The 26866-nt window shown below is 58.7% G+C and carries 14 protein-coding genes and 1 tRNA gene; 7 read left to right on the top strand and 8 right to left on the bottom strand.

Going from position 1 to position 26866, the window contains the following annotated elements:
• Positions 1-332: 332 nt before the first annotated feature.
• The 3 genes from OCT39_RS10670 to OCT39_RS10660 all read left to right on the top strand — a co-directional run bounded on the left by OCT39_RS10670 (position 333) and on the right by OCT39_RS10660 (position 3475).
• A complete protein-coding gene (locus tag OCT39_RS10670; protein ID WP_263587327.1) occupies positions 333-2318 on the top strand; it encodes a diguanylate cyclase domain-containing protein in 1986 nt (661 codons plus the stop codon).
• A gap of 72 nt (positions 2319-2390) precedes the next feature.
• Positions 2391-3338: an AEC family transporter gene (locus OCT39_RS10665; RefSeq protein ID WP_263584453.1), complete on the top strand. Its 948-nt coding sequence runs from the start codon at positions 2391-2393 to the stop codon at positions 3336-3338.
• A gap of 60 nt (positions 3339-3398) precedes the next feature.
• A tRNA-Arg gene (locus OCT39_RS10660) sits at positions 3399-3475 on the top strand.
• An 84-nt stretch (positions 3476-3559) separates the two neighbouring features.
• Here the strand turns inward: OCT39_RS10660 and OCT39_RS10655 are convergent.
• The 7 genes from OCT39_RS10655 to OCT39_RS10625 form a co-directional block, all read right to left on the bottom strand.
• Positions 3560-4735 (bottom strand): alpha-hydroxy acid oxidase, encoded by a 1176-nt coding sequence (locus OCT39_RS10655; RefSeq protein ID WP_263584452.1) that lies wholly within the window; start codon positions 4733-4735, stop codon positions 3560-3562.
• Positions 4735-5751 (bottom strand): 2-hydroxyacid dehydrogenase, encoded by a 1017-nt coding sequence (locus tag OCT39_RS10650; RefSeq protein ID WP_263584451.1) that lies wholly within the window; start codon positions 5749-5751, stop codon positions 4735-4737. Before OCT39_RS10650 ends, OCT39_RS10655 begins: the two co-directional genes overlap by 1 nt.
• Positions 5744-6673 (bottom strand): dihydrodipicolinate synthase family protein, encoded by a 930-nt coding sequence (locus OCT39_RS10645; RefSeq protein ID WP_263584450.1) that lies wholly within the window; start codon positions 6671-6673, stop codon positions 5744-5746. Before OCT39_RS10645 ends, OCT39_RS10650 begins: the two co-directional genes overlap by 8 nt.
• Positions 6674-6735: 62 nt before the next feature.
• A complete protein-coding gene (locus tag OCT39_RS10640; RefSeq protein WP_263584449.1) occupies positions 6736-7857 on the bottom strand; it encodes a mandelate racemase/muconate lactonizing enzyme family protein in 1122 nt (373 codons plus the stop codon).
• 28 nt (positions 7858-7885) lie between these two features.
• On the bottom strand, positions 7886-9388 hold the full coding sequence (locus tag OCT39_RS10635; protein ID WP_263584448.1) for a tripartite tricarboxylate transporter permease: 1503 nt from the start codon (positions 9386-9388) through the stop codon (positions 7886-7888).
• Between the two features lie 135 nt (positions 9389-9523).
• Positions 9524-10024, bottom strand: coding sequence for a tripartite tricarboxylate transporter TctB family protein (locus OCT39_RS10630; RefSeq protein ID WP_263584447.1), 501 nt, complete (start codon positions 10022-10024; stop codon positions 9524-9526).
• 47 nt (positions 10025-10071) lie between these two features.
• Positions 10072-11043, bottom strand: coding sequence for a tripartite tricarboxylate transporter substrate binding protein (locus OCT39_RS10625; RefSeq protein ID WP_263584446.1), 972 nt, complete (start codon positions 11041-11043; stop codon positions 10072-10074).
• Between the two features lie 276 nt (positions 11044-11319).
• Here OCT39_RS10625 and OCT39_RS10620 point away from each other — a divergent pair, with 276 nt between their 5' ends.
• The 3 genes from OCT39_RS10620 (at position 11320) to OCT39_RS10610 (ending at position 14172) form a co-directional block, all read left to right on the top strand.
• Positions 11320-13104, top strand: coding sequence for an IlvD/Edd family dehydratase (locus tag OCT39_RS10620; RefSeq protein WP_263584445.1), 1785 nt, complete (start codon positions 11320-11322; stop codon positions 13102-13104).
• 58 nt (positions 13105-13162) lie between these two features.
• Positions 13163-13852 (top strand): GntR family transcriptional regulator, encoded by a 690-nt coding sequence (locus OCT39_RS10615; RefSeq protein WP_263584444.1) that lies wholly within the window; start codon positions 13163-13165, stop codon positions 13850-13852.
• Between the two features lie 83 nt (positions 13853-13935).
• A complete protein-coding gene (locus OCT39_RS10610) occupies positions 13936-14172 on the top strand; it encodes a DUF333 domain-containing protein (RefSeq protein WP_263584443.1) in 237 nt (78 codons plus the stop codon).
• A gap of 102 nt (positions 14173-14274) precedes the next feature.
• On the opposite strand, the gene OCT39_RS10605 is transcribed toward OCT39_RS10610, so the two are convergent.
• Positions 14275-14760 (bottom strand): pyridoxamine 5'-phosphate oxidase family protein, encoded by a 486-nt coding sequence (locus tag OCT39_RS10605; RefSeq protein WP_263584442.1) that lies wholly within the window; start codon positions 14758-14760, stop codon positions 14275-14277.
• Between the two features lie 457 nt (positions 14761-15217).
• Between OCT39_RS10605 and OCT39_RS10600 the strand changes: the two genes are divergently transcribed.
• Positions 15218-26791 carry an Ig-like domain-containing protein gene (locus tag OCT39_RS10600; RefSeq protein WP_412031117.1) on the top strand — a complete coding sequence of 3858 codons (11574 nt, stop codon included), beginning with the start codon at positions 15218-15220 and terminating at the stop codon, positions 26789-26791.
• Positions 26792-26866: the final 75 nt, after the last annotated feature.

Below are 26866 nucleotides of genomic sequence, written 5' to 3'. Positions count from 1 at the left end.
GCGTCATCTCTATAGTTGTGCCATAAAATGGTACCAGCCGAATATGAAAAGCACCGGTAACGGTGTAATGTTGCGCAGTTTGGCTCTTTGAATGTCTGAAAATACATGACAATGAGAGGACAATCCCTTGAGCGGTTGCTCGGATAGTGACCTTTCCTATGTAAGTGATTAAGGTAGACGTCAGAAGGGACTAGAGTCAGCCGTGCTGACGAATGTCGGTCGTGAGTGTCAATACGCCGTTTTATATGGGTAAAGCAACTCTCTCGGCGGCGTTCAAAAAATACATCAATGAGCAGGAATTCCCGGTGCTGCCAGCCCCGTTACGAACAAGAATGATCCGCTTTCGCTCACTAAAAAGCCGCCTGCTGCTGGGGCTTTCCATCTTACTGTTGGTACTGGCTGCCGTTATGCTGGGGCTTACCTGGCAGGTGGGCAAGAACATGCTTCAGGCGTCCAACGTGACTCACTTGCGCTACGAGGCCAACATTCTGGCCGATGAGCTGACCCAGCAGGTCGAAAACCGCATCGATGCGCTTCAGCGGTTCAGCAGTGCCATTGGTGCCGCTGATGATGCTGCTTGGGTTCAGTATGAGTTGGCCAAAAATGACTCGCTGCTCTCCTGGTTCGATGGCGTCGTGGTCAGCAATGAAGCCGGCACGATCATCGCCGATTGGCCGAGCGTGATTGGCCGGGTGGGGCTCGAAACCGGCGACAGCGAAAACTTTAAAATGCTACGGGGTACACGCACCCCTTACGTCAGCGAACCTTTTCTGGGGCGGGTCAGCAATGAACCGCTGGTGGTGATCGGTGTGCCGCGCCTGAACGGCGACGGTGAATTTCGCGGAACGGTCGGCGGTATCGTACGGCTGAATTCCGGCGGGCTGTTTAACCGGCTTGCCAAGATTCGATTGGGTGATGATGGCTATTCAGCCATTTTCACCGCTTCGGGGCGCATTCTTTTTCATCCGGATAAAACCCTTGTGAACACCGCCGTGAGTTCTCTGGACGATCACCCGTGGCTCGATTCGGCACTGGATGGCTGGGAGGGCGACGGTCTCGGTAATCTTCTCAATGGCCAGAGCGCTTATCAGTCCTATTCTCAGGTATGGCCCGCGAACTGGGTCGTAGGACTCTATTTGCCGGTCGAGCAGGCGCAGGCGCCGCTTTCCGATTTCATCTATCGGCTGTGGTGGATCTGGTTGGCGCTGGCGCTTTTGTTGATGCCGCTGCTCTGGTGGCTGTTGGCGCGTATTTTATCGCCGTTGAATCGGCTGGAAGCGCAGATCGATGAAGTCGGGCGCGCCGAGCGCTCCCACGTGAATCTCGCCACGAGCATGCACGAGCTGCAGGAAGTGGCGAACACCTTTAATCGCGTCGAGGACGAACGCCAGCAGCTGTTGAACAACCTCCATGAGCGCGAGGCGTTTTTGGACTCGGTGCTCAACTCGAGCCCGGAAGGCATGTTCGTGGCCAATTTCGATGGCGTGATCACGTACATGAACCCCGCGCTCTTGATGATGCTCGACATCCCCAAAGAGACGCTCATGGAGGCGTGGCTCAAACAGATTCACCCGGACGATTATCAGGGCGCCGTCGATCTTTGGCAGCATAGCCTCAAAAGCGGCAAGGATTACATCCGCCAGCTACGGTTCATCAAAAGTGACAGCGAAATCCTTTGGCTCGATATTCATGCCCGGGTGGTCATGCTCTCGCAAAGCGGCCACTCGCTGGGGCTGGTTGGCGTGGTCAAGGACATCACCGAACGTCGCCAGCAGGAGGCGCTGCAGCGTTGGGAAGCAGAGCACGACCCGCTGACGGGCTTGCTCAACCGGCGCGGATTTTTACGCCGCCTGGATGAAGCCTATGCCGACTTCCAGAAAACCAGCACGCCCTCGGCGCTGCTGCTGTTCGACCTCGACCACTTCAAGCCGATCAACGATGAAGGCGGCCACGCGCTGGGCGATGAAATGCTTCGGCGAATCGCCCAGGTCATTGCCTGGGAAGTTCGCCGCAGCGACCACGTGGCGCGCCAGGGCGGTGACGAGTTCGGCGTCCTCTTGCCCAGCTGTACGTTGACGCAGGCTCAGCGCATTGCCGAGTCGCTACGCCAGGCAGTAAGCGAGGTCTCGGTCACCCACGCCGATAAGGTCTACACTGTGACGCTCAGCATGGGCGTGACACGCTTCAACGATGAGGATGACTCCGTCGAGGATGCGCTGAACCGTGCCGATGCCGCCAGTTATGAGGCCAAAAGCCGTGGGCGCAACGACGTGGTTGTCAGTAACCCAAGCGAATTCGACCCCATGACGCTTTTTTGATCGCCTTGGCGTGCTGGCCCGGCAGGCACCAAGGAAAACCGGGCCGCTACGCCGTTGGATTAGAGTAAATCCGTGAACCTGATAGAGCTATTCGCACGTACGCTGGATATAACCCTGCCGGTTTTCGCCATGGTGTTTTTAGGCATCGTGCTGAAACGCCTCCGGTTGATCGACCGCGCCTTCGTGTCGACCGCGTCCACACTCGTGTTTCGTGCCACGCTCCCCACGCTGATTTTTTTAAGCCTCATAAAAGCGGATATGGGCGTGGCGCTGGATATACCGCTGCTGCTGTTCTTTGCTCTGGCCACGCTCGCCCAATTTTTCGCCAGCTGGCTGTGGGCATACTACCGCGTGCCCTATGAAGAGCGAGGCATCTACGTGCAGGGGGCGTTTAGAGGCAATGGCGGCGTAGTGGGGCTGGCATTGGCCGCCGGCATGTACGGTAACTACGGTCTCTCGGCGGGCAGCCTTTTACTGGGGCTGGTCATCGTGCTCTATAACGTACTGTCGGTGTGGGTACTCTCGGCCTATCAGTCCGGCCAAACCACACGTTGGTCCAGCCTGCTCAAAAAAATTGCCACCAATCCCTTGATCATCTCTGTGCTGCTGGCAATTCCATTTACAGCGCTGTCTGTCGAGCTTCCCCGCTGGGTCATGACCTCGGGCAACTACTTCGCCTCGTTGACACTGCCGCTGGCGCTGATCTGTATCGGTGCCACGCTGTCGGCGGCCAGCCTGCGCGACGGTCGGGCCGTTGCGCTGAGTTCGAGCGTAATGAAAATGATCGTACTGCCCGCGGTATCGACGTTCGCGGCTTGGCTGTGCGGGTTTACAGACGAGCAGCTGGGCCTTCTATTCCTGTTCTTTGCAAGCCCCACCGCCGCCGCCAGCTTCGTCATGGCCAAGGCCATGGGCGGCAATGTGACTTTGGCCGCGAACATCATCGCGCTCACTACCATCATGGCGAGCCTCACCATCACACTCGGCATCTTCGCCCTGCGTCTATTAGGCTGGATTTAAGCAGGCTGGTTGGCCTCACTTCACCGGCGCGCTATACTACGCGCCGCTTTACCCGCCCACGTCCCTGTAGCTCAGTAGGATAGAGCAGCCGCCTCCTAAGCGGCAGGTCGCAGGTTCGACTCCTGCCAGGGACGCCATATCCCGTAGACCTAGCTTTCTAAACAGCACTCGAAGCCACCGTCCTCTAAAACGCGCGGGCATTGTTTCCTCGCTGATGGCTATCACTCACTTTCCGTACACCGATGATAGCGTAACAACCCCGTCGATAATTCATCCATCCCTCTTACACCCAGCAGTGCCATATTCCGCTCTAGTTCACTTCCCAGTAGCGTAATAGCTTTCTCTACTCCGGCTTCACCAGCGATGCTGGCGGCGTAATTAAAAGGGCGGCCGAGGAATACGAAATGGGCACCTAATGACAGTGCCTTGAGTACCTGGCTGCCCCGCCGGAAACTACCGTCGATCATGACAGGCACGGCACCCTGAACTGCGTTCAGTACCTCGGGTAACATGGTGAGCGGTGCGACCGTACCATCGAGCTGGCGGCCGCCGTGGTTGGAAACAATCAAGCCATCGGCGCCGGCACTGACCGCCCGCCGTGCGTCTTCGGGGTGCAAAATCCCTTTGACCACAAGTGCTCCCTTCCAGCGCGAGCGAACCTGATCCAGAGTCGACCAATCCAGGTGTCGACGGCCCGAGAAATCCCGGTTAGCGTTTTTAGCCAGTACCGGCACGCCGCGCACGGCGGCGTTGTTCTCGAAGTGTGGTACGCCGTGATGCCACAAGGTTTTCAGAAACGTTCCGAATAGCCAGCGGGGGCGCATCAGCCCGTCCCAGGCAAGCCTGGGACCAGGACGTAATGGCGATGAAAAGCCAGCACGGCGGTGGTTCTCGGGATTGGGCGGCACGGCATAATCGACAGTGATCACCAGTTTGCTGAACCCGGCGTGCTCAACACGCGCAAGCAGCGCATCGATTTCCTCCAGCGTGCCGGGAAGATAGGCTTGAAACCAATCCGAGCCGTTCGGCCCCGCCAAATCTTCCATGGGTATCAGCGAGGTGCCGCTGACAACCATGGGAATGCTCGCTTTGGATGCCGCTCGGGCCAATACCTGATCGCCCCTATAAGCGGTGAGGGCGCTAATGCCCATGGGGGCTATACCGAACGGGTAGGCATAGCGATGGCCAAAAAGCTCTGTGTGCGTCGAAACGCCCGAGACGTTGATCAGCGACCGAGGTAGAAACGCGTAGGCATCGAAGGCTTCACGGCTCGCGCGGGCCGTATGACCGTCTTCGGCCACGCTTGCCACATAGCCAAAAAGGGGACGCGGTAAATAGCGCCGTGCTTCACGCTCGAAATCATCGAGGCTCAGGATGCGTTCCAGATGTCGGGGCATCATGTCTCCTTGGCAGCATTGGCAACGCGTTGGCAGGTATCTTCATTAACACCATTGCGTGAGCCGTGGCCGGTGAGCACGCTCAACAGGTTATCGACGGCCAATTGCGCCATAGCGGTACGCGTTTCATGGGTGGCAGAACCGATGTGGGGCGTTGCCACCACATTGTGCATGGTACTCAAGGGGGAGTCGGCGGATAGCGGCTCCTGGGCGAAAACATCGAGCCCCGCTGCACGAATTTTGCTGTAGCGAAGGGCATCGATCAGCGCCGATTCATCGACCACCTTGCCTCTCGCCACGTTGACGAGAGCGGCCGTTGGTTTCATGCGCGCCAAGGCGTCGGCGTCGATAAAATGGTGTGTATCAGTGTTATAGGGCACGCAGAGGCAGACGATATCTGCCTCTGCCAGCAGTTCATCGAGGGTGCGCCGCTGTGCGCCCAGGCGCTGCTCGAGCTCAGGTTTGGATGATGCGGAGGTATAGAGAATGGGCATACCAAAACCCAGCGCCCCGCGCTTGGCAATCGCTGCACCAATGCGGCCTGCCCCCACAATGCCTAAGGTTTTACCATGCACATCAATGCCGAAATGCTCGATACCGATATGGGCACGCCAGTCACCCTCGCGAACCAGGTTCGCCAGTTCCACCAGCCGCCGCTGAACCGCCATAATGAGTGCAAACGCCGTGTCGGCGGTGGTTTCGGTCAATACATCGGGCGTATTGCATACTAAAATGCCGCGCTGGTTCAGTGCGTGGAGAGGCAGGTGGTCATAACCTACCGAAATGGTAGCAACTACTTGTAGCTGCGGCGCTTGCTCGAGCATGGCTTCATCGAGTTCGAGCTTGCCGCCAATCAAAGCGTGAGCCTTTGAAAGCGCCAATAAAAAATCGGCCTGGTTTGAGCTGTTCAAGTCTTCGAAATAGGTCACCTCGGCGACCTGGGAAAGCGCTGCAAGCTGGGCATCGCTAAGTCGCCGCAGGGCAACGACACGCCATTTTTGGGGTTTCTCAGCCATGTTTCGCCTCATCCAGCCCTTCCATATTAAACCCTGCTTCATGAAGCAACGTGATGAGCTCAGAGGCTTTTTGATCATCGAGCTCTACTAAAGGGGGGCGCACGCGCTGCCAATCGGTAATGCCCGAGAAGTGCGCAGTCGCGGCTTTCATCGCTGGAATCAACGGATACTTTTCGAATAAATCGCGGATCACGTTTAGACGCCGCTGACGCTCGTCGGGATCGTCTTGTTGCCAGTGCTGGGCTACGTCGATGATGGCTGACGGGTTAACATTTGCCGTCGCGCTGATACAGCCAGCGCCACCTGCCCGTAGCGTATCCAACAGAAAACGTTCGCTGCCCGCATACACGGCAAAATCGTCGCTAGCAAAGCGCTCGACTAACGCCTGGGTATGGGCCCAATCGCCACCGCTATCCTTGATGCCGGCAATGATACCTGGGAACGCCTCACGCAAGCGCTCGATCAGGTCAAAAGAGAGCGGTACCTGGGTGACCGGGGGAATATGGTAAAGGTAGATACGAAGGCGTGAATCATCGATGCGATTGATGACCTGGCTAAAGTAGCGAAACAAGCCTTCGTCGCTGACGCCTTTATAGTAGAAGGGCGGTAACATCAGTACACCCGCACAGCCCAGGGTAACAGCATCCTGGGTGAGCGCCACACAGTCATCGATCGAACAGGCCCCCGTGCCCGGCATGACTCGGGCAGGGTCGACGCCGCCATCCACCAATGCTTTTAACAGCGCCTGTTTTTCAACGACGGACATGGAGTTGGCTTCGGAGTTGGTGCCGAAAATGGCCAGCCCAACACCATTCGAGTGAAGCCACTGGCAATGCGAGACAAAGCGCTTGGTGTGCGGTGCCAGGTCGGCGTTGAAAGGGGTGATGACCGGTGACCAAACGTCGCCATTTGCTTGGGGCATGATGTTTTCCTTGTTATTGGTAGAACGCTCGTTTTAATAGAACGCGATCTTTAATAAAAAACTTAGCGCCAGGGCTCAATGGCGTAGCGTTCAAGCGCCGATTGATCGAAGTCGAAGCCAAGACCTGGCGCCGTGGGTAGCAGTAACTGGCCGTCGGCGAATTCCAGCTGCGTATCCACTAAACGCCTGAAGTTAAGAACCTGGTCATCAGCAAAGAACTCGACCATTTTGACGTTAGGCGCTGAGGCAACCAAATGGACATGCAGGTCGTGGAACCAGTGGGGATAGACATCGACGCCGAAACTGGCGGCGGTGGCGGCAATGCGTCGAAACTCGGTAATGCCTCCACATACGGCTGCATCGGTTTGTAAAATCATGGCGGCTTCTTTTTCCAGCAACTCCTTGAAGCGCCAACGTCCCGCTTCGATTTCACCTGTGGCTACTGGTACGGGGGTACGCTCTGCCAAGCGGCGATGGTTGTCGGTGTCGTCCGGGCTGAACGGCTCCTCGATCCAGAAAGGGGTATAGGGTTCGGCCATGCGCATGAAGTTCAATGCTGAAGGTAGGTCCTGCCAGGCATTGTTGGCATCCATCATCACCTGTACATCCGGGCCTACTGCCTCGCGTACGGCCGCCAGTCTCGCTTCTTCTCCAGCCAAATCTTCTCGGCCTACTTTCATCTTCACGGCTTTAAAACCTTGTGCCACGTAACCGGCCATTTCCTGGCCGAGCATGTCGGGTGTCTTGCCCTCCAAGTAGTAGCCACCGCTGGCGTAGGCCGGCACGCTGACCGAGTCGCTTGCGCCCAGGTACTTATAGAGCGGAAGGTTCGCGGCGCGAGCGTTACGATCCCAAAGGGCGGTATCCAGAATACTAATGGCGCGCATGACCGAACCGCTGCGACCATGCAGCAGCGATTCCTGGTACATGGCTTGCCACAGGGCTTCGGTCGCATGGGCGTCCTTGCCCAGGAGTACTGGCGCGAGCAGCTCTCTAACGGCATTGGCGACGAGAGAGCCCGCATTGTTACCGCCGTAGCAAAAGCCAATACCCTTATAGCCATCATCGCCCACCACTTCGACCAACACGTAGTCGCGCTTGAGGACCTGTCGATTGGAAAAACTGGTGGGGTTATCCAGCGGTATACTGACTGTTCGAGTACGCACGTCCGTTATCGTTGTCATAATGAAGCCTCGAATTTAAATTAGTTTTTTAAGCCTGAGCACGCTTGCGAAACGGTGCCCGTATCCAACGAAAGAAAGGGGTGGCTTGGAGTACCGACAGCAAGGCAATACAGAGCAGCACCACGGCGATAGGGCTTGTCAAGAATATGCTAATGTTGCCTTGTCCTATCAGCATCGATTGCTGGTAGCTGGTTTCCATGACCGGGCCAAGAATTAGGCCGATGACCATGGGTGCGGGCGATACGCCGGCCTTATTCATCCAGTAACCAAATAGCCCGAAGCCCAGCATCAACCCCACCTCAAACAAGCTGTTATTGATGGCAAAGGCACCAATCACGCAAAGCGTAATGATGGAGCAGGCGACAAAACTATCGGGTACGCGCGTTACGCTGACGCAAAGCCGAGTGAACAACAGCCCCACCAGCAGCAGGCCGATATTGGCGAAAATCACTGCCCAAATTAGGGTGTAGGTAACATCCCCGTAATCGGTTAGCAGGTTCGGCCCGGGCAGAATGCCCTGTACCATTAGCGCGCCCAAAAGAATCGCGGTCGAGGAACTGCCGGGTATGCCCAGCGCAATGGTGGGTATCAAGGCGCCACCAACCACCGCATTGTTTGCGGCTTCAGGGGCCGCGACCCCTGAGATATCCCCTTTGCCGAAGCGGCTCTTGTCTTTAGCGAAGCGCTTGGCCTCGTTGTAGGCAAACCAGCTGGCGGTATCGCCCCCGGTGCCTGGAATGAGGCCCGTAACGATACCGATGCCGCTGGAGCGGAAGATATTGGGAAGTAAGCGACGAATTTCGGCGAGCGGCGGAATCAACCGGTCGGTGATCTTGCTGGCCGTCTTCTGGGTACCATGAGCATTCTCGATCAATATCAAGGCTTGGGGAATCGAGAAAAGTCCGATCAGCGCAACGGTGAACTCGATACCCGAGAACAGGTTGATCACATCGAACGTCATTCTTGGCGTACCGGTGATCAAGTCCATGCCGACCGTGCTCAACAAAAGCCCCAGCGCACCTGAAAGCAGGCCACTGATCACCGAACCTTGGGAGAGCGACCCAATAATGGTGATACCCAATACGGCAATGGCAAACAGCTCGATAGGGCCGAATTTGAGCACCAATACGCCGAGCAGCGGCGCTGCGGTGAGCAGGGCGATGCCGCTTAGCAGTCCTCCGATAAACGATGCAAATAACGAAACGCCCAACGCTTTACCGGCCTGGCCCTGTTGGGAAAGCGGAAAACCATCGAGTACCGTCGCGGCGGCAGAGGGGGTGCCGGGGGTCTTCAACAAAATGGCGGCGATAGAGCCACCGTAGGAAGCACCCACATAAAGTGAGGCCAGCATGCTAAGACCTGATGCTGGATTCATACCAAAAGTTAGCGGTAACAGCAGCGCCAACGCCATGGTGGCTGAAAGCCCAGGCATGGCCCCGACGAATAACCCTAAAAGGGTACCGCCCAGTATGAGGCCAATATTGGCGAACGAGAGGACATTACTCAGGCCCACCAGAACGAGATTATCCATATGACTAGACTCCAAAAGCCTGCGTCAGACACTTGCCCCCGGCTCGCTGCAATGGGTTACCAGGCAGTAAGAGCGGGGATCAAAGTTATTTAATTGTCATGATGAGAAGCGTTGTAGTTATAAGGAGCTTCGTCGTTATGAGGAGAACGGGGGCGGCAGTAGCGATACGGGCAGGCCCAAAAAGCCGATGAACACCGCACACACCACCGCGACCAGCAGCACGATACCTATTGCTGCAAAACGCCAGGAGACATGGCCTATCATCGTTAATGCCAGGACCATGAAGCTCACTGTCGCGATCAGGTACCCCATAATCGAAATGCTGTAGAGGTAAACCGCGGCCAGCAGGAAAACCAACATCGCCTTCCATGGCTTGCGGTGTGTGACCTCGTCGCTGACTGCTTCTTCCGCAAAGGCATCGCTTCCGGGCGTTGCTGCCCCGTCAATGGGTGCCTGACGGCGGCGCAGAATACCCAGCACCTCTTGGCCTACCATCGCCGCGCCCAACAGGGCCACGACAACCGAATAAATAAGGGGCATGTTCGCCGCTTTAGCCGGATAGCCCAGCGCAGTGATGAAAAAGGCCGCGGCTACTCCAATGGCAAATACGCCCAAGACCAAACGACTTATGTTCATTTCACACCCCATTAACGATCGTCGAATACCCGTGCCCCTTTAACAGCTTACTGATTGACCTCATCCTTGACCTCTGCCCAGATCTCTTCAAACTCGGCTTCCATGTTCTGGATCATTTGGCCGTAGTCATCCCCGGTGCGGATATCGAGAACCATGGCACGTTCTTCAGCAGTTGCCTGGAACTCTTCATTATCGCGGAGGGCTTCGAAGGCAGCGATCAGCTCATCACGCGCCTCATCAGGAATGTCCGCCGGGGCACTATAGCCACGTGAAGAGCCCGCCACGACATCGATGTCTTTTTCCATCAACGTGGGCACATCCGGCAGGATATCCAAACGCTCCTCGGTGAATATGGCCAGCGGGCGTAAGCTACCCGACTGAATGTGGCCAAAAACGTTGCCCAGGTTGTTGAAGCTGGCGTCGACCTTGCTGCCCAGCGCCGCTGTGGCCGAGGGACCGTCACCCTGGAAAGGGACTTTCTGGAAAGAAAGCCCGGTCGCTTTTTCGATCATGATGGTGGAGAAAAAGTCATCGCCCCCCACCCCTGAGTTCGCCACGGTGATCTGCCCCGGGCGTTCTTCGGCCGCGGCGAATAAATCCTCGACTGTTTGATAAGGGCTATTTGCCGGCACCACAATAATGCCTGGGTCGGTGACGACGTTGGCGATGGGCGTCAACTGCTCGATCGAGTAGTTGATGGCGTCATTCATGATGTAGTTCGTCATTAGCATGGGCGTGTTGGTGATGCTGATAACGCTACCATCGTTGGGTGATTGGTGGGTCAGCCGGGTCCAGGCTATCGCACCCGTGGCGCCTGGCATGTACTCGTTAATGAACTCCACCCCCAGCGTTTCGCGTAAAAATGGCTGCGTCAGCTGAGCCAGGGTGTCGCTACCGCCACCTGCCTTGAACCCTTGCAGTACCTTGATTTCGTCGGCTGCTGAGTATTGTGCCTGTGCAGCGCCAGAAAGCATCAGCGCTGACAGAAGGGGAGCGGCGTACAGGTTACATATCTTCATTGCTAATTCCTCAAGTGCTGTTTGTCGTTGTGTTGCACAGGGTCATTAAATACCACACACGTTCAAACGTAGTTTCTGACCTCCATTATTGTCAATAATATTATCAATAATCTTGCCAAGCAGATTTATTCCACCTAGCCTGCGTTTAAGAACCCGGCGTTTCTGAGCTTTGTAGTGCTCAAATCGCCAAGACAGGCCTTGTGACAACGCTCGAATATCGGGTCGCGAATAACGAGCCATGAATAAATAAGTCGTCAATGAATAGAGGACATCTCGATGAGCCAAAACTTCAAAAACAACGGTAAAGCAAGCGAGCAAGAATCCGGCACGTCAGGCTCGCCTCGGGGAATGTCTAACCGTTTGACCAACTACGGCGATGCTGATTTTTCACTTTTTTTGCGCAAGGCGTTCATCAAGGGCATGGGTTACACCGATGATGCGCTTTCGCGTCCGGTGGTGGGTATTGCCAATACCTATAGCGGGTACAATGCCTGTCACGGCAATGTGCCGGGGCTAGTAGAGAGCGTAAAACGCGGAGTTATGCTGGCGGGGGGGCTGCCGGTGGATTTTCCCACCATTACCCTGCATGAATCCTTCGCCAACCCCACCAGCATGTACTTACGCAACCTCATGGCGCTGGATACCGAAGAGATGATTCGCGCTCAGCCGATGGATGCCGTGGTACTCATTGGCGGTTGTGACAAGACTGTTCCCGCCCAGCTAATGGCGGCCGCAAGCGCGGGTGTCCCCACGGTGCAAGTCGTTACCGGCCCGATGCTTGCGGGCTCGCACCGTGGTACCCGTGTTGGCGCCTGCACCGACTGTCGACGCTATTGGGCCGCATATCGCGGAAACGATATCGATGAAGCGGAGATTAACGAAGTCAATGACAAGCTCGTTCCCACCGTGGGGACCTGCTCGGTAATGGGCACCGCAAGCACCATGGCGTGTTTGGCTGAGACGCTTGGCATCATGCTGCCCAATAGCGCCACCGCGCCAGCCGTTTATGCTGACCGGCAGCGCATTGCTGAACAGTCCGGCGCTCAGGCCGTGGCACTTGCCCGCGCCGGCGTTACGCCAGAGCAAATTCTTACGCCTGACGCCTTCGAGAATGCGCTGCGCGTACTGCTCTCCTTGGGAGGCTCTACCAATGCCTTGATTCATTTGACCGCCATTGCAGGACGGCTTGGCATCGACATCGATCTCGAGCAGTTCGATCGCATGAGCCAGGAAACCCCAGTGCTGATGGATCTCAAGCCCTCCGGGGAAGGCTACATGGAAGATCTACACCGGGCGGGTGGCCTGCCCACGTTGCTGCGTGAACTAAAACCACTATTGCATCTCGATGCCATGACGATCAACGGCCACACCCTGGGCGAGAATATCGATGCCGCCGTCCATATCATTGATCAAAAGGTCGTTCGGCCCAAGGACAGCCCGGTTTATGCCCAAGGGGGGATAGCCGTGTTGCGCGGCAACCTGGCGCCCTCCGGCGCTATTATCAAGCAGTCCGCCGCCTCGGCGGACTTGATGACCCATCGCGGCCGCGCCGTCGTTTTTACCGGGTTAGAGGATTTGGCTAACCGCATTGATGACCCGGATCTGGATGTACAAGCTGATGACGTGCTCGTGCTGCAAAATATCGGACCCAAGGGCGCGCCGGGCATGCCTGAAGCGGGGTACATTCCAATTCCCAAAAAGCTTGCCGCTCAAGGCGTCAAAGATATGGTGCGTATATCCGATGGGCGTATGAGCGGCACCGCTGCAGGTACCATCGTGCTTCACGTCTCTCCGGAATCCGCCGAGGGTGGCCCATTGGGTCTGGTACGCGATGGCGATACGATCTCGCTGGATGTGGCTAATAATCAGTTGAGCCTGGAAGTAGATGCGGCTGAGCTCGATGCCCGTAAGCAGGCCTTCAACGCAAAAGAGAGCGAAACGCCGTTATTGGGCTATCGTCGCCTGTTCATGGAGCAGATTCTTCAAGCTGAAGAAGGCTGCGATTTCCGCGCTTGTCGACCCGAACCTACGTGTCGAATTCCAGGACGCCATGAAGGCTAAAGTCGATTTTGATATACTCGCTTCCCTGTGCACCTAAATGAATGCTGAGAAAGCGACCATGACGCGAACCGTTCAGCCCCTCACGTTTTGTGACGCCGATACATTGACCTCTACTCCCACAAACGCTGTCGATATCATCGTGGCCGCTATAGAAGAGGATATCGTGCTCGGTCGTTTGCACCCGCGCGAGAGGCTGGTCGAAGAAACCATGATGGAGCGTTTTGACTGCAAGCGGCACGTTGTTCGTCAGGCGCTTTTTCGGCTCGACAGCATCGGGTTAACCGAGCGCATCAAGAATAGAGGCGCCTTTGTCCGAAGCTTCCCTCCTCAGGAGGTCGAGGAGATTTACGCCATGCGTGAAATTCTCGAACTGGCTGCCGTAAACGCTCTGCCTCTACCTGGCTCATCTGAATGGCTTGCCGCATTAGAGGACGTTCATAAGCGTCATAGCGAAGCCGTTCAAGCTCACGATCTTCGCCAGGTTTTTCATCTGAATATCGCTTTTCACCGCACGCTATTTGGTGTCTGCGGAAATGCCTATCTTTACGCGACAATCAACGAGTTTGCTCAGAAGGCGCATGGTATTCGCTTTATTGCCATCACCGATCGCGATGCGCTAGCCCAAGCTCGCCAAGAGCATCAATTGATCATCGATGCCATTCGCGATGAAGATCGCGAACGTCTCGCTAATCTATGTCGTCAACATTTACTGCCTTCCAAAAAACGGTATCTGGAACTTTATGCCTGATCGTTGAGTAATATCGTACGCACGCATGAGACGATTTTGCTTATCCAGATTAACCGTCAGCCGTGAAACCCTGGGAGGTAGTCATGATTCGCTACAGCTTATTGCTCGCTTCCCTGATCATGCTGTCTGGCTGCACTTCGCCAGGCTTGGAAGGAGACGATCAGTCACAGCAAATCGCCGTTGATTTCTGCGAACGCGAGGGCGGGGAAGTGGCAACCCGCCAGGAAAGCGACACTATGCGCCAGTACTGCCACTTGATGGAAGGGCGGGTGATCGAGGTGAACCGGCTTTACCGCGCCGAAGGGCTGACCATCGATTAATCGAATTACGTGTATAAACGACAACGCCAGCATTCGCTGGCGTTGTCGTTTTGAAGAAAGGTCGTAAAAAACAGGTATCAGCGCGAAGTGAATGTCCGCTTATTAGCCGAACTTCTCATTCTCGCCCATATCCGGCGTTTCATTCTTTTTGATGTTGGCCTTGGCGATTTCGTAAAGCTGATACACCTTACTTTCGTTGGCCTTCCAGTGCTCGCCCATGTGAATCTTGATTTCGAGTAACGCTACATCCGGGTCGTCCTTGCCTTCCGGGAACCAGGCGGCGATGAAGGGGCTCCAGTACTTGGCCATCAGGTCGCGGTCATCGGACAGAGTGGCCGTACCGGACAGGGATACGTAGGTGCCGTGCTCCTGGTCGGAAAAGCTCAAGCAGACGTCGTGATCCTTTTCCGCCTCGAAAACCTTTTCAGCACTGCGCCGCGTGAAGAACCACAGGGTGCCATCGTACTCTTCCTGTACCAGGTGCATGGGCCGTGCGCGTGGCATATCGTGGTCGATAGTGACCAGCATACCCACTTTGATATCCTTGATCATTGACCAGATTTTTTGCTTGTGCTCGGGGCTCGACATCGCTTCATACTCCTTATGAATGGCTCTCGATCCAGCGAAGGTCATATCACGCTTCGCTTCCAATGAGTGTAGAAGAGTCGTGCACGGTCGTCCTCTTAAAAGAGGTTAACCGGGTTACATTCATACACATAAAGCCATCGTTCGAAATATTCAGAAAGCTTATTAAACATAATTTTGTTTCTATCGGCTCTTAAATTGACGCTATAAATTGCCTCTAATAGTGTGATGAAAATAAGGTCAAAAACATTACGCTAGTCATAATAAATAGGCAGCTACTCATTTAAATCGCGTTTCTCTAATAAGTAGAGCAGTAAAGCAACGTGCTCGAGCGCGTTTGATTATCGGGCTTTGTATACAAGGCAGGTTTGTTGGATGCATTCAGGCCGGTGGTTAATCACTACAAGGATTCGTGCCGATTTACTACAAGCCGTTTGGCTTAAAATAAAAGGTGGGTTCCATGCCCTTTTTAGCAAAAGTTTCTCCATTGGATGGCAATGTACAGGCTTCGCAAGCGTTCGAGTTTGCCAACGATATGGCGTTGTCTGAGCCCAGCCGCGTACTTTTGCAGGTATCGCCGGATGAAGTTGCTTCCATGGTGCGAAGCGGCAACGATCTTGTCATCGAGTTGACCAACGGAGAAACTCTGCGCATTGCCGATTTCTATTCGAGCCTGGCCGAAGAGGTGTCAAGCAAGCTCTATCTTACCGGCGAAGAAGATCAGTTCCTGCCGATCGACAAAACGGTGCTGTCCAATGGCGAGGTATCCTTCGCTCCGCAGTATCCGGCGGGGGAGTACTCGGGCTTCGAAACGGCGCGTGAAGGTTTTGCATTCTTTACAGGTAATAGCGCCGTTACTACCGCGGCCGGCGGCATTGGTTTGGGCGCGACCGGTTTAGCCGCCAGTTCAGCGCTGTCATCGTCCTCGGATTCTGGAGCAGGCAGCGATATCGACGACCCTGCGATCCCCGGTGCCCCCGAAGAGCCGACCCTACCGGGTAATGACGAGGATCCTCAACCGGAGCCAGAGCCACAACCCACGCCCGAGCCCGGTCCGACGCCAGGGCCCACCCCTGCGCCTGAGCCAGATCCTGCGCCCGTACCCGAGCCACAACCGACGCCAGAACCTGTTCCAGAGCCAGAGCCAGAGCCAGAGCCGAACCCTGCGCCCGAACCGGCGCCCCAGCCAGAGCCACCCATCAATCCCGGCGTGCCGGCGGTACCGCTGGCGCTGCGGTTGTTTCTCGTTAATGACACCAGCGAAGGGGCCATGACGACCAGCGACGGCAGCCTTCGGATCAGTAACGTGCAAGCGGGCGCTCGCTGGTCCTACTCTCTGGATGGCGGCACGACATGGCTCACCGGCCAGGGCACGCGTTTGGTCCTGCCCGAAGGCGAATACGCCGCCGGTCAGGTACTGGCACGCCAAACCAGCCCCGAGGGGATAACCGGCCCCGCGGGCCAAATGGCGGCTGTTGTGGTCGATATGACGCCACCGTCGGCGCCTGGTGCGATACTCGCCAATAACACCGGCGTCGTCGCTGGTGTCACGAGCGACGGCAACATTACCGTGGGCGATATCGAAACAGGCGCGACCTGGTGGTACAGCATCAACGGCGGTGCTACCTGGCAGCAGGGAGGCGATAGCGCCTCTTTCTCGCTGGATGAGGGTATTTATGCCACGCGTCAGGTGCTGGTTCGCCAAATCGATCTAGCGCGAAACGTCAGTGCCGAGGGCAACCTGGGCGCGGTCATCGTGGATCAGACTCCGCCGGAAAAACCCACCCTATCGATTGCCGGAAATATCGTCACCGGGGAGACGACCGATGGCACCATCACGGTGGGAAACCTCGAGGAGAACGCGTCCTGGCAATTCAGTCTGGATAGCGGGCGTACATGGCAGTCGGGGATAGGCCGCTTTTTTATCCTCGCAGAAGGCTCCTATTCGGCGGATCAAGTGCAGGTCCGTCAGATTGACCGGGCCGGTAATGTCGGCGAGTTAGAAGCCCTGAACGCGCTGAGCGTGGTGGGTAGCGAGCCCGAGTCGCCGGGCAATCCCGACCTGGCGCCACTTCTCACGCTTGTCAACGACACGGCAGAACTCGACGGCATTACGTTCGATGGGACGATCCAGGTCGACGGTCTCCTTGCGGGGGCGAGCTGGGAGTTCAGCTTGAATGGCGGGGTGACGTGGCAACAAGGAATCGGCGAGCGCTTCGTTCTGCCTGAAAATGATTACGCTGCCGGGCAAGTGCAGGTGCGTCAAACGACCGCCGATGGCGAGCTGGGCGCGGTGGGCACGATGGGCCGGGTGATCGTCGACGTCACCGCCCCGGATCAACCGACACTATCTTTGGCCAACGATACCGGAAGCCGTGATGGGATAACGGCCGACGGTACGGTGCTGATCGGCAATATAGCCGCCGATGCCGTCTGGCAGGTGAGCTTCGATGGCGGTCAACGCTGGCAGACGGGCAGCGGTGATCGGCTGATTCTGGCCGAGGGTGATTACACCTCGACTCTTTTTCAGGTGCGCTCGATCGATCAGGCCGGTAACACGAGCGAATCGGCAACGCTATCGATCGTGGTCGACCTGAGCGCCCCCACGATACCGACGCTGTCGCTGGCTCGTTCGAACGCCATCATCAATAACCCCACGGTCACGGTGGGGGGGCTCGAGGCCGGCGCGTTTTGGGAGTACAGCCTGGACAGCGGCTTGAATTGGACGACGGGTAGCGGAGCGCAGTTCGTGCTGCCCGACGGATATTTTGAGCTCGGCCAGGTACTGGTTCGCCAAACCGACGGCGCCGGCAATCAAAGCGGTGAAGCGCCGCTTCGTGCGGTAACCATCGATACGACCCCGCCCCTGGCGCCAACGCTGACGCTGCCCGGTGGCGCCATTACCAACGTGGCTTTCGTGGAGGTCGCCGGCATCGAAGAGGGTGCCACCTGGGCGTACACCCTCAACGGCGGCGCCTCCTGGACGCTGGGTGTGGGCACACGTTTTACTCTGAACGAAGGCGAGTACGCCTTTGATCAGATACGGGTACGCCAAACCGACGCCGCCGGTAACCTGGGCGCCGAGGCAAGCCCGGGTGCGATGATCGTGGATACCACGCCGCCTTTGGCGCCGCTTTTGACACTGGCCAACGACACCGGCGAGCTCGATGGCGTGACGCTCGACGGTACCGTGCTGCTCGGCGGTCTCGAACCCCAGGCGCGGTGGCAGTACAGCCTTGATGGCGGCCAAAGTTGGCGTGATGGTAGCGGCGACCGCTTCGTGGTACCGGCGGGTAGCTATGCTCAAGAGCAAATCCTGGCGCGTCAGATCGATCGCGCTGGCAATACTAGCGACTCGACACCATTAGGACCGTTGACCGTCGAGCTATCTCAGCCGCCCTTACCGGGGGCGCCAGAGGCGCCAACGCTGACGCTGGTCAACGATACCGGTGCGGTCGATGGCATTACCCGTGATGGCACGCTGCGTATCGATAACCTGGCGGCGAACGCGACCTGGGAAATCACTCTGAATGGTGGCGCAAGTTGGCAGCCCGGCGGTGAGCAAACCTTCATTCTGGCAGAAGGGGTTTACGCGGCGGGGATGGTTGCGGTGCGCCAAACGAATCAGGAAGGGATCATCAGCCCCGTTTTTTCATTAGGCGCCGTGACCATCGATACGATCGCGCCGGTTCCACCCCGGGCGCTGCTCGACAACGATACCGGCGAGATCGACGGCATCACCTCAGACGGTACGGTACGCGTTCTGGATATCGAAGAGACGGCCACATGGGAATACTCGGTCGACGGCGGCGCTAGCTGGCAAAACGGCGCGGGGGACCGATTCATTCTGCCCGAAGGGGAATATGGCTTGGGGGCCGTACGCGTACGTCAAACCGACCCCGCCGGGAATGTCAGTGAAAGCGTCGAACTGGGCGCCGTTACGATTGTCACGGCGCTACTGGAAGCTCCCACCGTTAGCGTGGGCGGGGCGCTGACCAACAACCCAGTTGCAACGGTCGGTGGACTGGCCCCGAACGCTACGTGGGAATACTCGCTGAACGGTGGGGTTACCTGGCAAAGCGGTGAAAACGGTCGCTTCGAGATCCCCGAGGGTCGTTACGTCGCGGAGCAGATTCAGGTACGCCAGATCGATGGCGCGGGTAATATCGGTTCGCCGGCAAAACTCGATGCCCTCGAGATCGATCTGACGCCCCCCTCGACGCCAACGCTGACGCTCTCGGGTGATTCCTCGATTACCAGCGACAGCGAGGTCACGGTCACTGATCTCGAGCCCGGAGCGCGCTGGGAGGTTAGCTTCGATGGCGGGACACGTTGGGAGGAGGGTGAAGGCGGCGCTTTCACGCTCGAGCCGGGCGAATATAGCGCCGAGCAGGTGCAGGTGCGCCAGATCGATGCGGCAGGCAACGTAGGCGACCCGGCAGCGCTGGGTGCGCTGATCGTGGATACAGCGATTCCTCCCACCCCCACGCTCACGCTTGTCGAAACCCCGAACGCCGAAGGCGTCATCGTGGACGGCACCGTTTTGGTGGGCAATCTCGCGCCCAACGCGCGTTGGGAAGTCAGTTTCGATGGCGGTGTCAACTGGCAGCCCGGCGGCGGCGCATCCTTCGTGCTGGCAGAGGGGGTCTATACCGAAGGCCAGGTTCAGGTACGTCAGCTAAGCGTCACCGGTACTCCAAGCCAGGCCGCAAGCCTTACGCCGGTCACGGTGGATTTAACGCTTGAACCTTCCCCTGACCCGGACGCGCCTGCGGTGCCGACGCTGACGCTAATCGCCGATACCGGCGAGGTGGACGGTATTACCAGCAACGGCCAGGTACAGGTGCTTGGGCTGGTCGACGGCGGCACGTGGCAGTACAGCCTGAACGGCGGCGCGAGCTGGTTTCCGGGCAGTGGCGATACCTTTACGCTGCCTGAAGGCTTCTACCCCGCCGGGCAGGTGCTGGGGCGCCAAAGTAACGCCAGCGGTCAGACCAGCGCGGCCTCGACGCTTGGAACGGTCACCGTAGACACCACCGCCCCGCCCGCGCCGGGAGCGGCACTGCTCAACGATACCGGCACTCTCGACGACATCACCGCCGATGGAACGCTGCAGATTACCGGCCTGGAAACCGGAGCCCGCTGGGAGATCAGCCTTGACGGCGGAATGAAATGGATTCAGGGCGAGGGGGACCGCTTCATTCTTCCCGAGGGGCATTTCAACGCCGGTACTATTCACCTGCGCCAGATGGACGCCGCAGGCAATGTTAGCCAGCACGGCGTGTTAGGGGCGATCACGGTCGACTCATCGATCCCGCCGACACCCCAGGTCATGCTGGTGGGCGCCCCCCTGTCCGACAGTGGCGTGGTACGCGTTGGCGGCCTCGAGGCGTTTGCTCGGTGGGAGTACAGTCTCGACGGCGGCGTTAACTGGACGCCAGGCAAGGACGACAGCTTCATACTCGGTGAAGGGCGCTATCTTGAAGGCGAGGTTCAGGTGCGCCAGATCAACCGGGTAGGAACTACCAGCGCACCGGGCGTGCTCGGCGAGGTGGAGGTCGACCTGACGCTGCCTGCCGCGCCGATCGCGACGCTGGTCGATGATCGCCTCATCACCAACGATGGCACCGTCCAGGTAAGTGGTTTGGAAGAGGGCGCTACCTGGTCGTACAGCCTCGATGGTGGCGCGAGTTGGCTAGTGGGTAGCGGCGATGGCTTCGTGCTGGGCGAAGGTGCCTACAAACCCAACGACGTGCTGGTGCGCCAGACCGATACGGCGGGCAATACCAGCCCGGCTGCGCGAATCGGTGCTGTCACCGTCGATACCACGCCGCCTGAAACCCCCACGCTTGCGCTTGATAACGGGGCCAGTGCGGGTTCGGTGACCGACGACGGCACGGTAAGGGTAGACGAGCTGGAATCGGGCGGGCGCTGGGAGTACAGCCTCAATGGCGGTGAAAACTGGCAGCCCGGTAGCGGTGCCACCTTCGTACTTCCAGAAGCTAAGTACGCCCAGGGCCAGGTGCTGGTACGCCAGTTCGATGCGGCGGGTAACGAAAGCGCTATTGGCGGCGGTGAGTTCGGCCCGGTCACGGTCGATCTAACGATCGAGCTGCCCAGTGATCCGGATGCGCCGCCAGCGCTCGTGCTGACACTTTCCGAGGACACTGGCAGGGTTCCCGGTATCACGCAAAACGGCACGGTCAACGTCGACAACATCGTCGAGGGTGCGGTTTGGGAGTACAGCGTGGACGCCGGCGCCAACTGGGAAACGGGCTCGGGAACGAGCTTCACGCTGTCTGAAGGCGTTTACACTGCAGGCCAGGTGCTGGCACGCCAAACGAGCGCTGACAATGTGCTCGGTGCCACGCGAGCCCTTGGACCGGTAACTGTGGACACGAAGGCGCCTACTGAGCCCAGCGTCGCGCTCGAAACCGACACCGGAAGCCAGCCGGGTGTGACCGCCAACGGCACGCTTTTGATCGCGGACCTCGAACCCGGCGCTTTTTGGGAAATTTCGCTTAACGGCGGAGCGGATTGGCAAACGGGTAGCGGAGACCGCTTCGTGCTACCGCCGGGAAGCTACGCGCAGGGCATCATTGAAGTGCGCCAGACCGATGGCGCCGGCAACGTCAGTCCTTCGGGCACTGTGGGCAACGTCGGCGCTGGCGATGGCACCCTTACCGTCGTTACCACGCGGCCCGAAGCGCCCAGCGTTACGCTGGAGGGCGCTCCAGTGACCAACGATGCTACGGCCACCGTCGGCAATCTTCAGCCAGGTGCGACGTGGGAGTACAGTTTGGATGACGGCCAAACCTGGCAGCCGGGCACGGGCGATACATTCACGCTGCCAGAAGGCAGCTACGGCGCTGAGGTAGTGCAGGTGCGCCAAACCGACGGCGCGGGTAATGTCAGCCCCAACGCGTTGGTCGGCCCGGTAACGATCGACACCACGCCGCCAAAGGCGCCGACTCTCGAAGCGTTCGACCCCCGATCGATCACCAGCGATGCCACGATCAATGTGCGTGGGCTGGAAGCGGGCGCGACCTGGGAGTACAGCATCGATGGCGGTGAGAACTGGTTGCCGGGAGCGGGCGACAGCTTCGAGCTGGAGGATGGCGTTTACGCACAAGACGACGTACGAGTACGCCAGTTTGATGCGGCGGGCAACCCAAGCCCGGAAGGAGCGCTTGCACCCATTACCATCGATACCCAGGCACCGGCCGCGCCCGCGCTCTCGCTCGTCCTTGACGGCGATGTGGTCAACGAGGGAGCGGTCAGCGTCGAGGGTCTGGAAGAAGGCGCCAGGTGGCAGTACAGCATCAACGGCGGAAGTACATGGCTCAACGGTACAGGCGCGAGCTTTGTGCTGCCGGACGGCGTCTACGTGGACGGCCAGGTGCTGGCCCGCCAGTTCGATGCGGCGGGTAACGAAAGTGCGGTAGGCGGTCTTGGTCCGGTCACCATCGATACGACGAGCCCCGGTGGCGAAAGCGGGCTCGAAGCGCCGTTCGTGGAGCTTCCGGCGCTGACCAATGGTTTTATCAATAAGGCCACCATCGAGGCGGGCAACGATGCTATCGATGTCGTTATCGTGCTCACCGAGGATACCCAGGTCGGCGATACTCTGACTGTGTCGTTGCGTGACGCTAGCGGCACTCTATCGTTTGATTACCCCATTACCGCAGAGGATATACAGACCGGTTCGGTGCTGATCGAACTGCCCGTGGCAGGCACGCGAGGAGACGGCAGCTACGTCTTGACCGCCGCCATTAGCGATGACGCCGGCAACACGTCGGCGCCTTCCAACGCCATTGGCTTCGTACTGGATACCACCGCTCCGAACGAAGACACGACCCAGTTTCGTATCGACCCGATCAACGGCAGCGGCATTGTCAATCAGGCGTCGGCCCAGGGCCTGGTCACGCTAAGTGGTAACGTGGTAGGCGAATTCACCCCGGGCGACGCTCTGGAGCTCTCGGTCAATGGCGGCGAGTATCGTACGTTCGTCGACGCCAACGGCGTGTTCAGCGTGGAAGTGCTGGGTAGTTTGCTGGCCAGCGCCGAGCCGCCGAGCGTCACGCTGCGCCTTTTCGCCACCGACCCCGCCGGAAATACGGGCACAGTGAGCACTGAATACGCTTTCACGGTCGACCTGGCCGCTCCGGTCGTGACGATCGATACCGACGGCGTGCTCAATGGGCAAACCGTGGGGGATGGGCTGATCGTGACCGGCACGGCCGAGGGCGTACCCAACGGAACAACAGTGGCGTTGAGCCTGGCGGGTGCCACGTTTGATGGCCGAGTAGAAGAGGGCGCCTGGCGCGTGGTCGTGCCCGGCGGTTTCCTGCAGGAGATCGCCACTAATGATGCCGGCGGCACCTCTTTCGAGATGATCGCACGCACGGTAAGCGCCTCTGGCAACCCCGGCGCCTCCGAACCAGCCACGGTGTCGATCGATATCGCCCCGCCTACGGCCAGCATCGCGATTTCTCAACCCCTTCTGGGCGTCGGCGACAGCGCGCAGGTGACGATCACCTTCAGCGAAGCAGTGGAGAATTTTGATCTCGGCGATCTTCAAGTGACCGGCGCCACGCTTGGCAATCTGCAAAGCGCCGATGGCGTCGTTTGGACCGCTGACCTCACGCCCGGCGCTACGTCCGGGGGCGCGAGCATCGTGCTGGCCCAGGGCGCGTACACCGACGCGGCGGGCAACCCTGGCGCCGCGGCACGCTTTGACAACATTGCGGTCGATATCGACCCTCCCACGCTCGAGTCGATCCAATTCGCCGCTGGCGAGGCGATCACCTCGGCGCAAACCACCGAGGTCATTTTCACCTTTAGCGAGGCGATTACCGGGCTTTCCATCGAGGACTTCAGTGTCATCGGCGGGCGGCTTTTGAACCTCTCCGCCAGTGCCAACAGCGCCATCTGGACGGCGACTTTCCGCCCGGATGGCAGCGCCCTCCAGGCGACCATCGAGCTTTCTGACAACACCTACACCGATCTGGCCGGCAACGCCGGAACGGGCGGCAAAAGTCCGGCGCTATCCATTGAGATCCTCCAGCCGGTGCTGACCATCGATGCGGCGGCGGACGGCTGGATCAACGGAGTCGAGTCCGGGCTCGAGAGCCAGGGCGCCGAGGTCGAGGTCGGCTTTGGCGGGCTGCCCGTGGCGGAAAACGACCTGGTCACGCTGACGCTAATCGCCCGTGAGGGGGGTGATCTCACCGCGGGCGCGGCCATCGTTACCCAGAGCTATCAACTAACGGCACAAGATGTGGCCAGAGGCTACGCGCTGTTCCCGCTCGCCGTTGGCCAGGCCTATGCGTTTCAGCCGGCGAGCGCCCGAGTGCAGATCGGTGGCAGCGCTATATCGCAAGACGTGGATTTTGTCATCGACACCGTACCGCCGGGCCGCGCGGTCGAAGAGGGTGTCGAGGTCGCGGGCAACGGTATTGTGCTTGATACGCTTTTGAATCAGGGCGAAGGGCTTTTACTGCGTATCGGCAACGGCCAGGAGACGCTGCGCGTGCTGGACGGGCGCGCCACGCCCGGACTTTTGGTGCAAGACGCCAGCGGCCAGTACGAAATCGATCTTTCCGTGCTGGCGCTCGATCTGCAGGAGCTGATTCGAAACGACCCTGGCGCGCTGCTCGATCTTCGAAGCCTGAATTTGGAGCTTGTCACGTATGACCCGGCCGGCAACGAAGGCGACGTCGTCACGCTAAGTGACTTCAACGTACTGGGTCCGCTGGTCGCCATCGAGTCGTTTGCCGGCGCGTTGGTGGGGACCACCGACCCCGGCGCCTCGATTGCGCTGAGCGTGCGCTTGGGCGGCGTCACCCAAACCGTGACGGTAAGCGCCGACGAACGTGGCGCTTTTTCGCTGGATCTGCTCGCCGACCCGCGCTTCGACTTCAATCTAAGCGAGCTTTTAAACGCCTCGATCACGGCGGTGGCCACTGACGCCCGCGGTAACCAGAGCCTTGCACCGGCCACGGTGAGCCTGGCCGATCTTCTACCCACGCCGATTTCGATTCTGGATCTCGCCCCGGTGACCGATCTCGTCACCGGAAGCCCCGGCGTGGTCAGCGCGCTGACCAACATCGTATTGCCCGAAGGCGGCAGGCTGACCGCGAAGCTCGACGCCGGTCGACTCGGCGATATAACGGTGGGGGTATCCAACAATAGCAGCGGCGCATTAACGCTCGATCTGGCAACGGCGCTTAATGATCTCGTAAGAAATTCCGGGCTTTTAAGCGGTGTCGGCAATCTTGCGGCGGGAGTAACGGCGCTTTTGAATGAAAGCGGCGTCACCCTGGCGCTGACTTACACCTCCGCCGATGGCGTGACCGGCGTGCTCGAGCGCGAGATCGGCACGGTCGACGTGGCGCTTAACGGCAGTACGCTGGTGGGACTCACCTTCGGCCCCGTGCAAAACAGCATTATCAAGGGCACCGATGAGGCAGACGTGCTGATCGTGGGGGCCAATCAGTCGGTTGAAGCCGGCGGCGGGGATGATCTGATCGTCCTGCGCTCGAACGCGTTCACCCGCATCGACGGTGGCGCGGGTACCAATACCCTGTTGCTGGATAGCCGTTTGACCCTGACGCCGGACGACTTTGCCCGAATGAGCAACGTTTCACGTGTCAACCTGGGCGATACCGGCAGTGCTATTACCCTGGATGCGCAAGCGGCGAGCGCGCTGGCCGGCGACGCTCAAGCGCTTCAGATCGTGGGCGAGGGCGCAAGCCGCGTGACGATCAGCGGCGCGGTGGCGCGCGGCGATGTCGAGATCATCGACGGGGTGAGCTATCAGGCGTTGACGCTTGGCGACACCACGCTTTTGATCAATCAGGGCGTGACGCTGGATTTCGTGCCCACCATCAATCAAAGCGCCGGCTACATCATCAGCGGCGGCGGCGAAGCCGGGGCGACGGTGGTCGTCACGGCGGGGGCGGCTACCTACAACACCCAGGTCAACGAGCAGGGCGAGTGGCGCGTGGTGCTCAATCAGCCTGCGCAAGCAGGCAGCCTGCTACGAGCGGTGGTGGGCGGTGATGCCACCGAGACGGTCGCTGTGCCCAATGCCGTTCTCGCGCCAACAGGGCTGCAGATTCGCACACCGCCGCTGGCCGGACTGTTGAAGTCTTATCTCGAGGGGAGCGCCCCGGGAGCCCAGTCGGTGCGGCTGGATGTCTATCAGAATGATCTTTTCACCTCGCTTCGCAGCACGACCATCAACGTTAATACCAGCGGTGCATTCTCTGTCGGCACAACGGTTCTTAGCACTCTGCTCAACGATGCTACTAGTCTGTTGGTAGGCAACCAGGGGGTTAACGTTGGGTTCACCTCTATAAGAGCCAACGGCACTCACAGCACGACGGAAATAGTCAATTTTGGTGCGGCGGAATCGGTTTTCGCAGATCCCATAGGCGCTATCACGAATACATTGGGGGGTGTGTTGGGAGGCACTTTTGGAAGTACCAAGTCCTTGCCGGTGACCAACTCCATTTATGAAGGCGGTGAAGGTGCAGACATCGTTGAAGGCAGCAATCGTGATCAGACCTTTACCATGGGGGATGGCAACGATGTCGTTGTCACCGGCACCAGCGGTCGTGACACGATCGACCTCGGTTCCGGTGACGATGTCGTCATACTGCGCACTCCGCAGTTTAAGAGCATCGAAGGAGGCGAGGGCTTCGACGTGATTTTGCTGGGCAGCGGTATCAATCTGAATCTGACCGACCCCAACCAGGGAACGATCAGCAACGTCGAGCGTATTTCGCTGGGCCGCGGTAACGGGACCAACCGACTCACACTGGATCGTGACGCGCTCTTCGAGCTGACCGACGAGACGAACGTGCTACAGATCACGGGTGACAGCCAGGATCAGGTGACACTGGCCGGCGGAGGCTGGAACCGTGTCGGCGCCGCTCAAACTCTCGACGGCGTAGTGTTCAACGAATACGTCACCCAGGACGCCGTTTTATACATCGAGCAGTTCATCAACGTGGTGGAGGTGACTTGATTTCCAACGTAGCGGTAAGTGCAGGATATCGTCGAGCGGGGTGCGTTGATCAGGCGCTTTCGCATTTTTTCGAAC

The sequence above is a fragment of the Halomonas sp. GD1P12 genome (assembly GCF_025725645.1).
Taxonomy (GTDB): Bacteria; Pseudomonadota; Gammaproteobacteria; order Pseudomonadales; family Halomonadaceae; genus Vreelandella.
The sequence above is the reverse complement of the archived record's forward strand: the minus strand, read 5'-3'. Positions and strand labels throughout refer to the sequence as shown.

Coding starts and splice junctions, on each gene's coding strand:
- OCT39_RS10630 (WP_263584447.1), bottom strand. CDS start 10,024: ATGAACATAAGTCGTTTGGTCTTGGGCGTATTTGCCATTGGAGTAGCC.
- OCT39_RS10650 (WP_263584451.1), bottom strand. CDS start 5,751: ATGGCTGAGAAACCCCAAAAATGGCGTGTCGTTGCCCTGCGGCGACTT.
- OCT39_RS10615 (WP_263584444.1), top strand. CDS start 13,163: ATGACGCGAACCGTTCAGCCCCTCACGTTTTGTGACGCCGATACATTG.
- OCT39_RS10655 (WP_263584452.1), bottom strand. CDS start 4,735: ATGCCCCGACATCTGGAACGCATCCTGAGCCTCGATGATTTCGAGCGT.
- OCT39_RS10640 (WP_263584449.1), bottom strand. CDS start 7,857: ATGACAACGATAACGGACGTGCGTACTCGAACAGTCAGTATACCGCTG.
- OCT39_RS10625 (WP_263584446.1), bottom strand. CDS start 11,043: ATGAAGATATGTAACCTGTACGCCGCTCCCCTTCTGTCAGCGCTGATG.
- OCT39_RS10645 (WP_263584450.1), bottom strand. CDS start 6,673: ATGCCCCAAGCAAATGGCGACGTTTGGTCACCGGTCATCACCCCTTTC.
- OCT39_RS10635 (WP_263584448.1), bottom strand. CDS start 9,388: ATGGATAATCTCGTTCTGGTGGGCCTGAGTAATGTCCTCTCGTTCGCC.
- OCT39_RS10670 (WP_263587327.1), top strand. CDS start 333: ATGATCCGCTTTCGCTCACTAAAAAGCCGCCTGCTGCTGGGGCTTTCC.
- OCT39_RS10620 (WP_263584445.1), top strand. CDS start 11,320: ATGAGCCAAAACTTCAAAAACAACGGTAAAGCAAGCGAGCAAGAATCC.
- OCT39_RS10605 (WP_263584442.1), bottom strand. CDS start 14,760: ATGTCGAGCCCCGAGCACAAGCAAAAAATCTGGTCAATGATCAAGGAT.
- OCT39_RS10610 (WP_263584443.1), top strand. CDS start 13,936: ATGATTCGCTACAGCTTATTGCTCGCTTCCCTGATCATGCTGTCTGGC.
- OCT39_RS10600 (WP_412031117.1), top strand. CDS start 15,218: ATGCCCTTTTTAGCAAAAGTTTCTCCATTGGATGGCAATGTACAGGCT.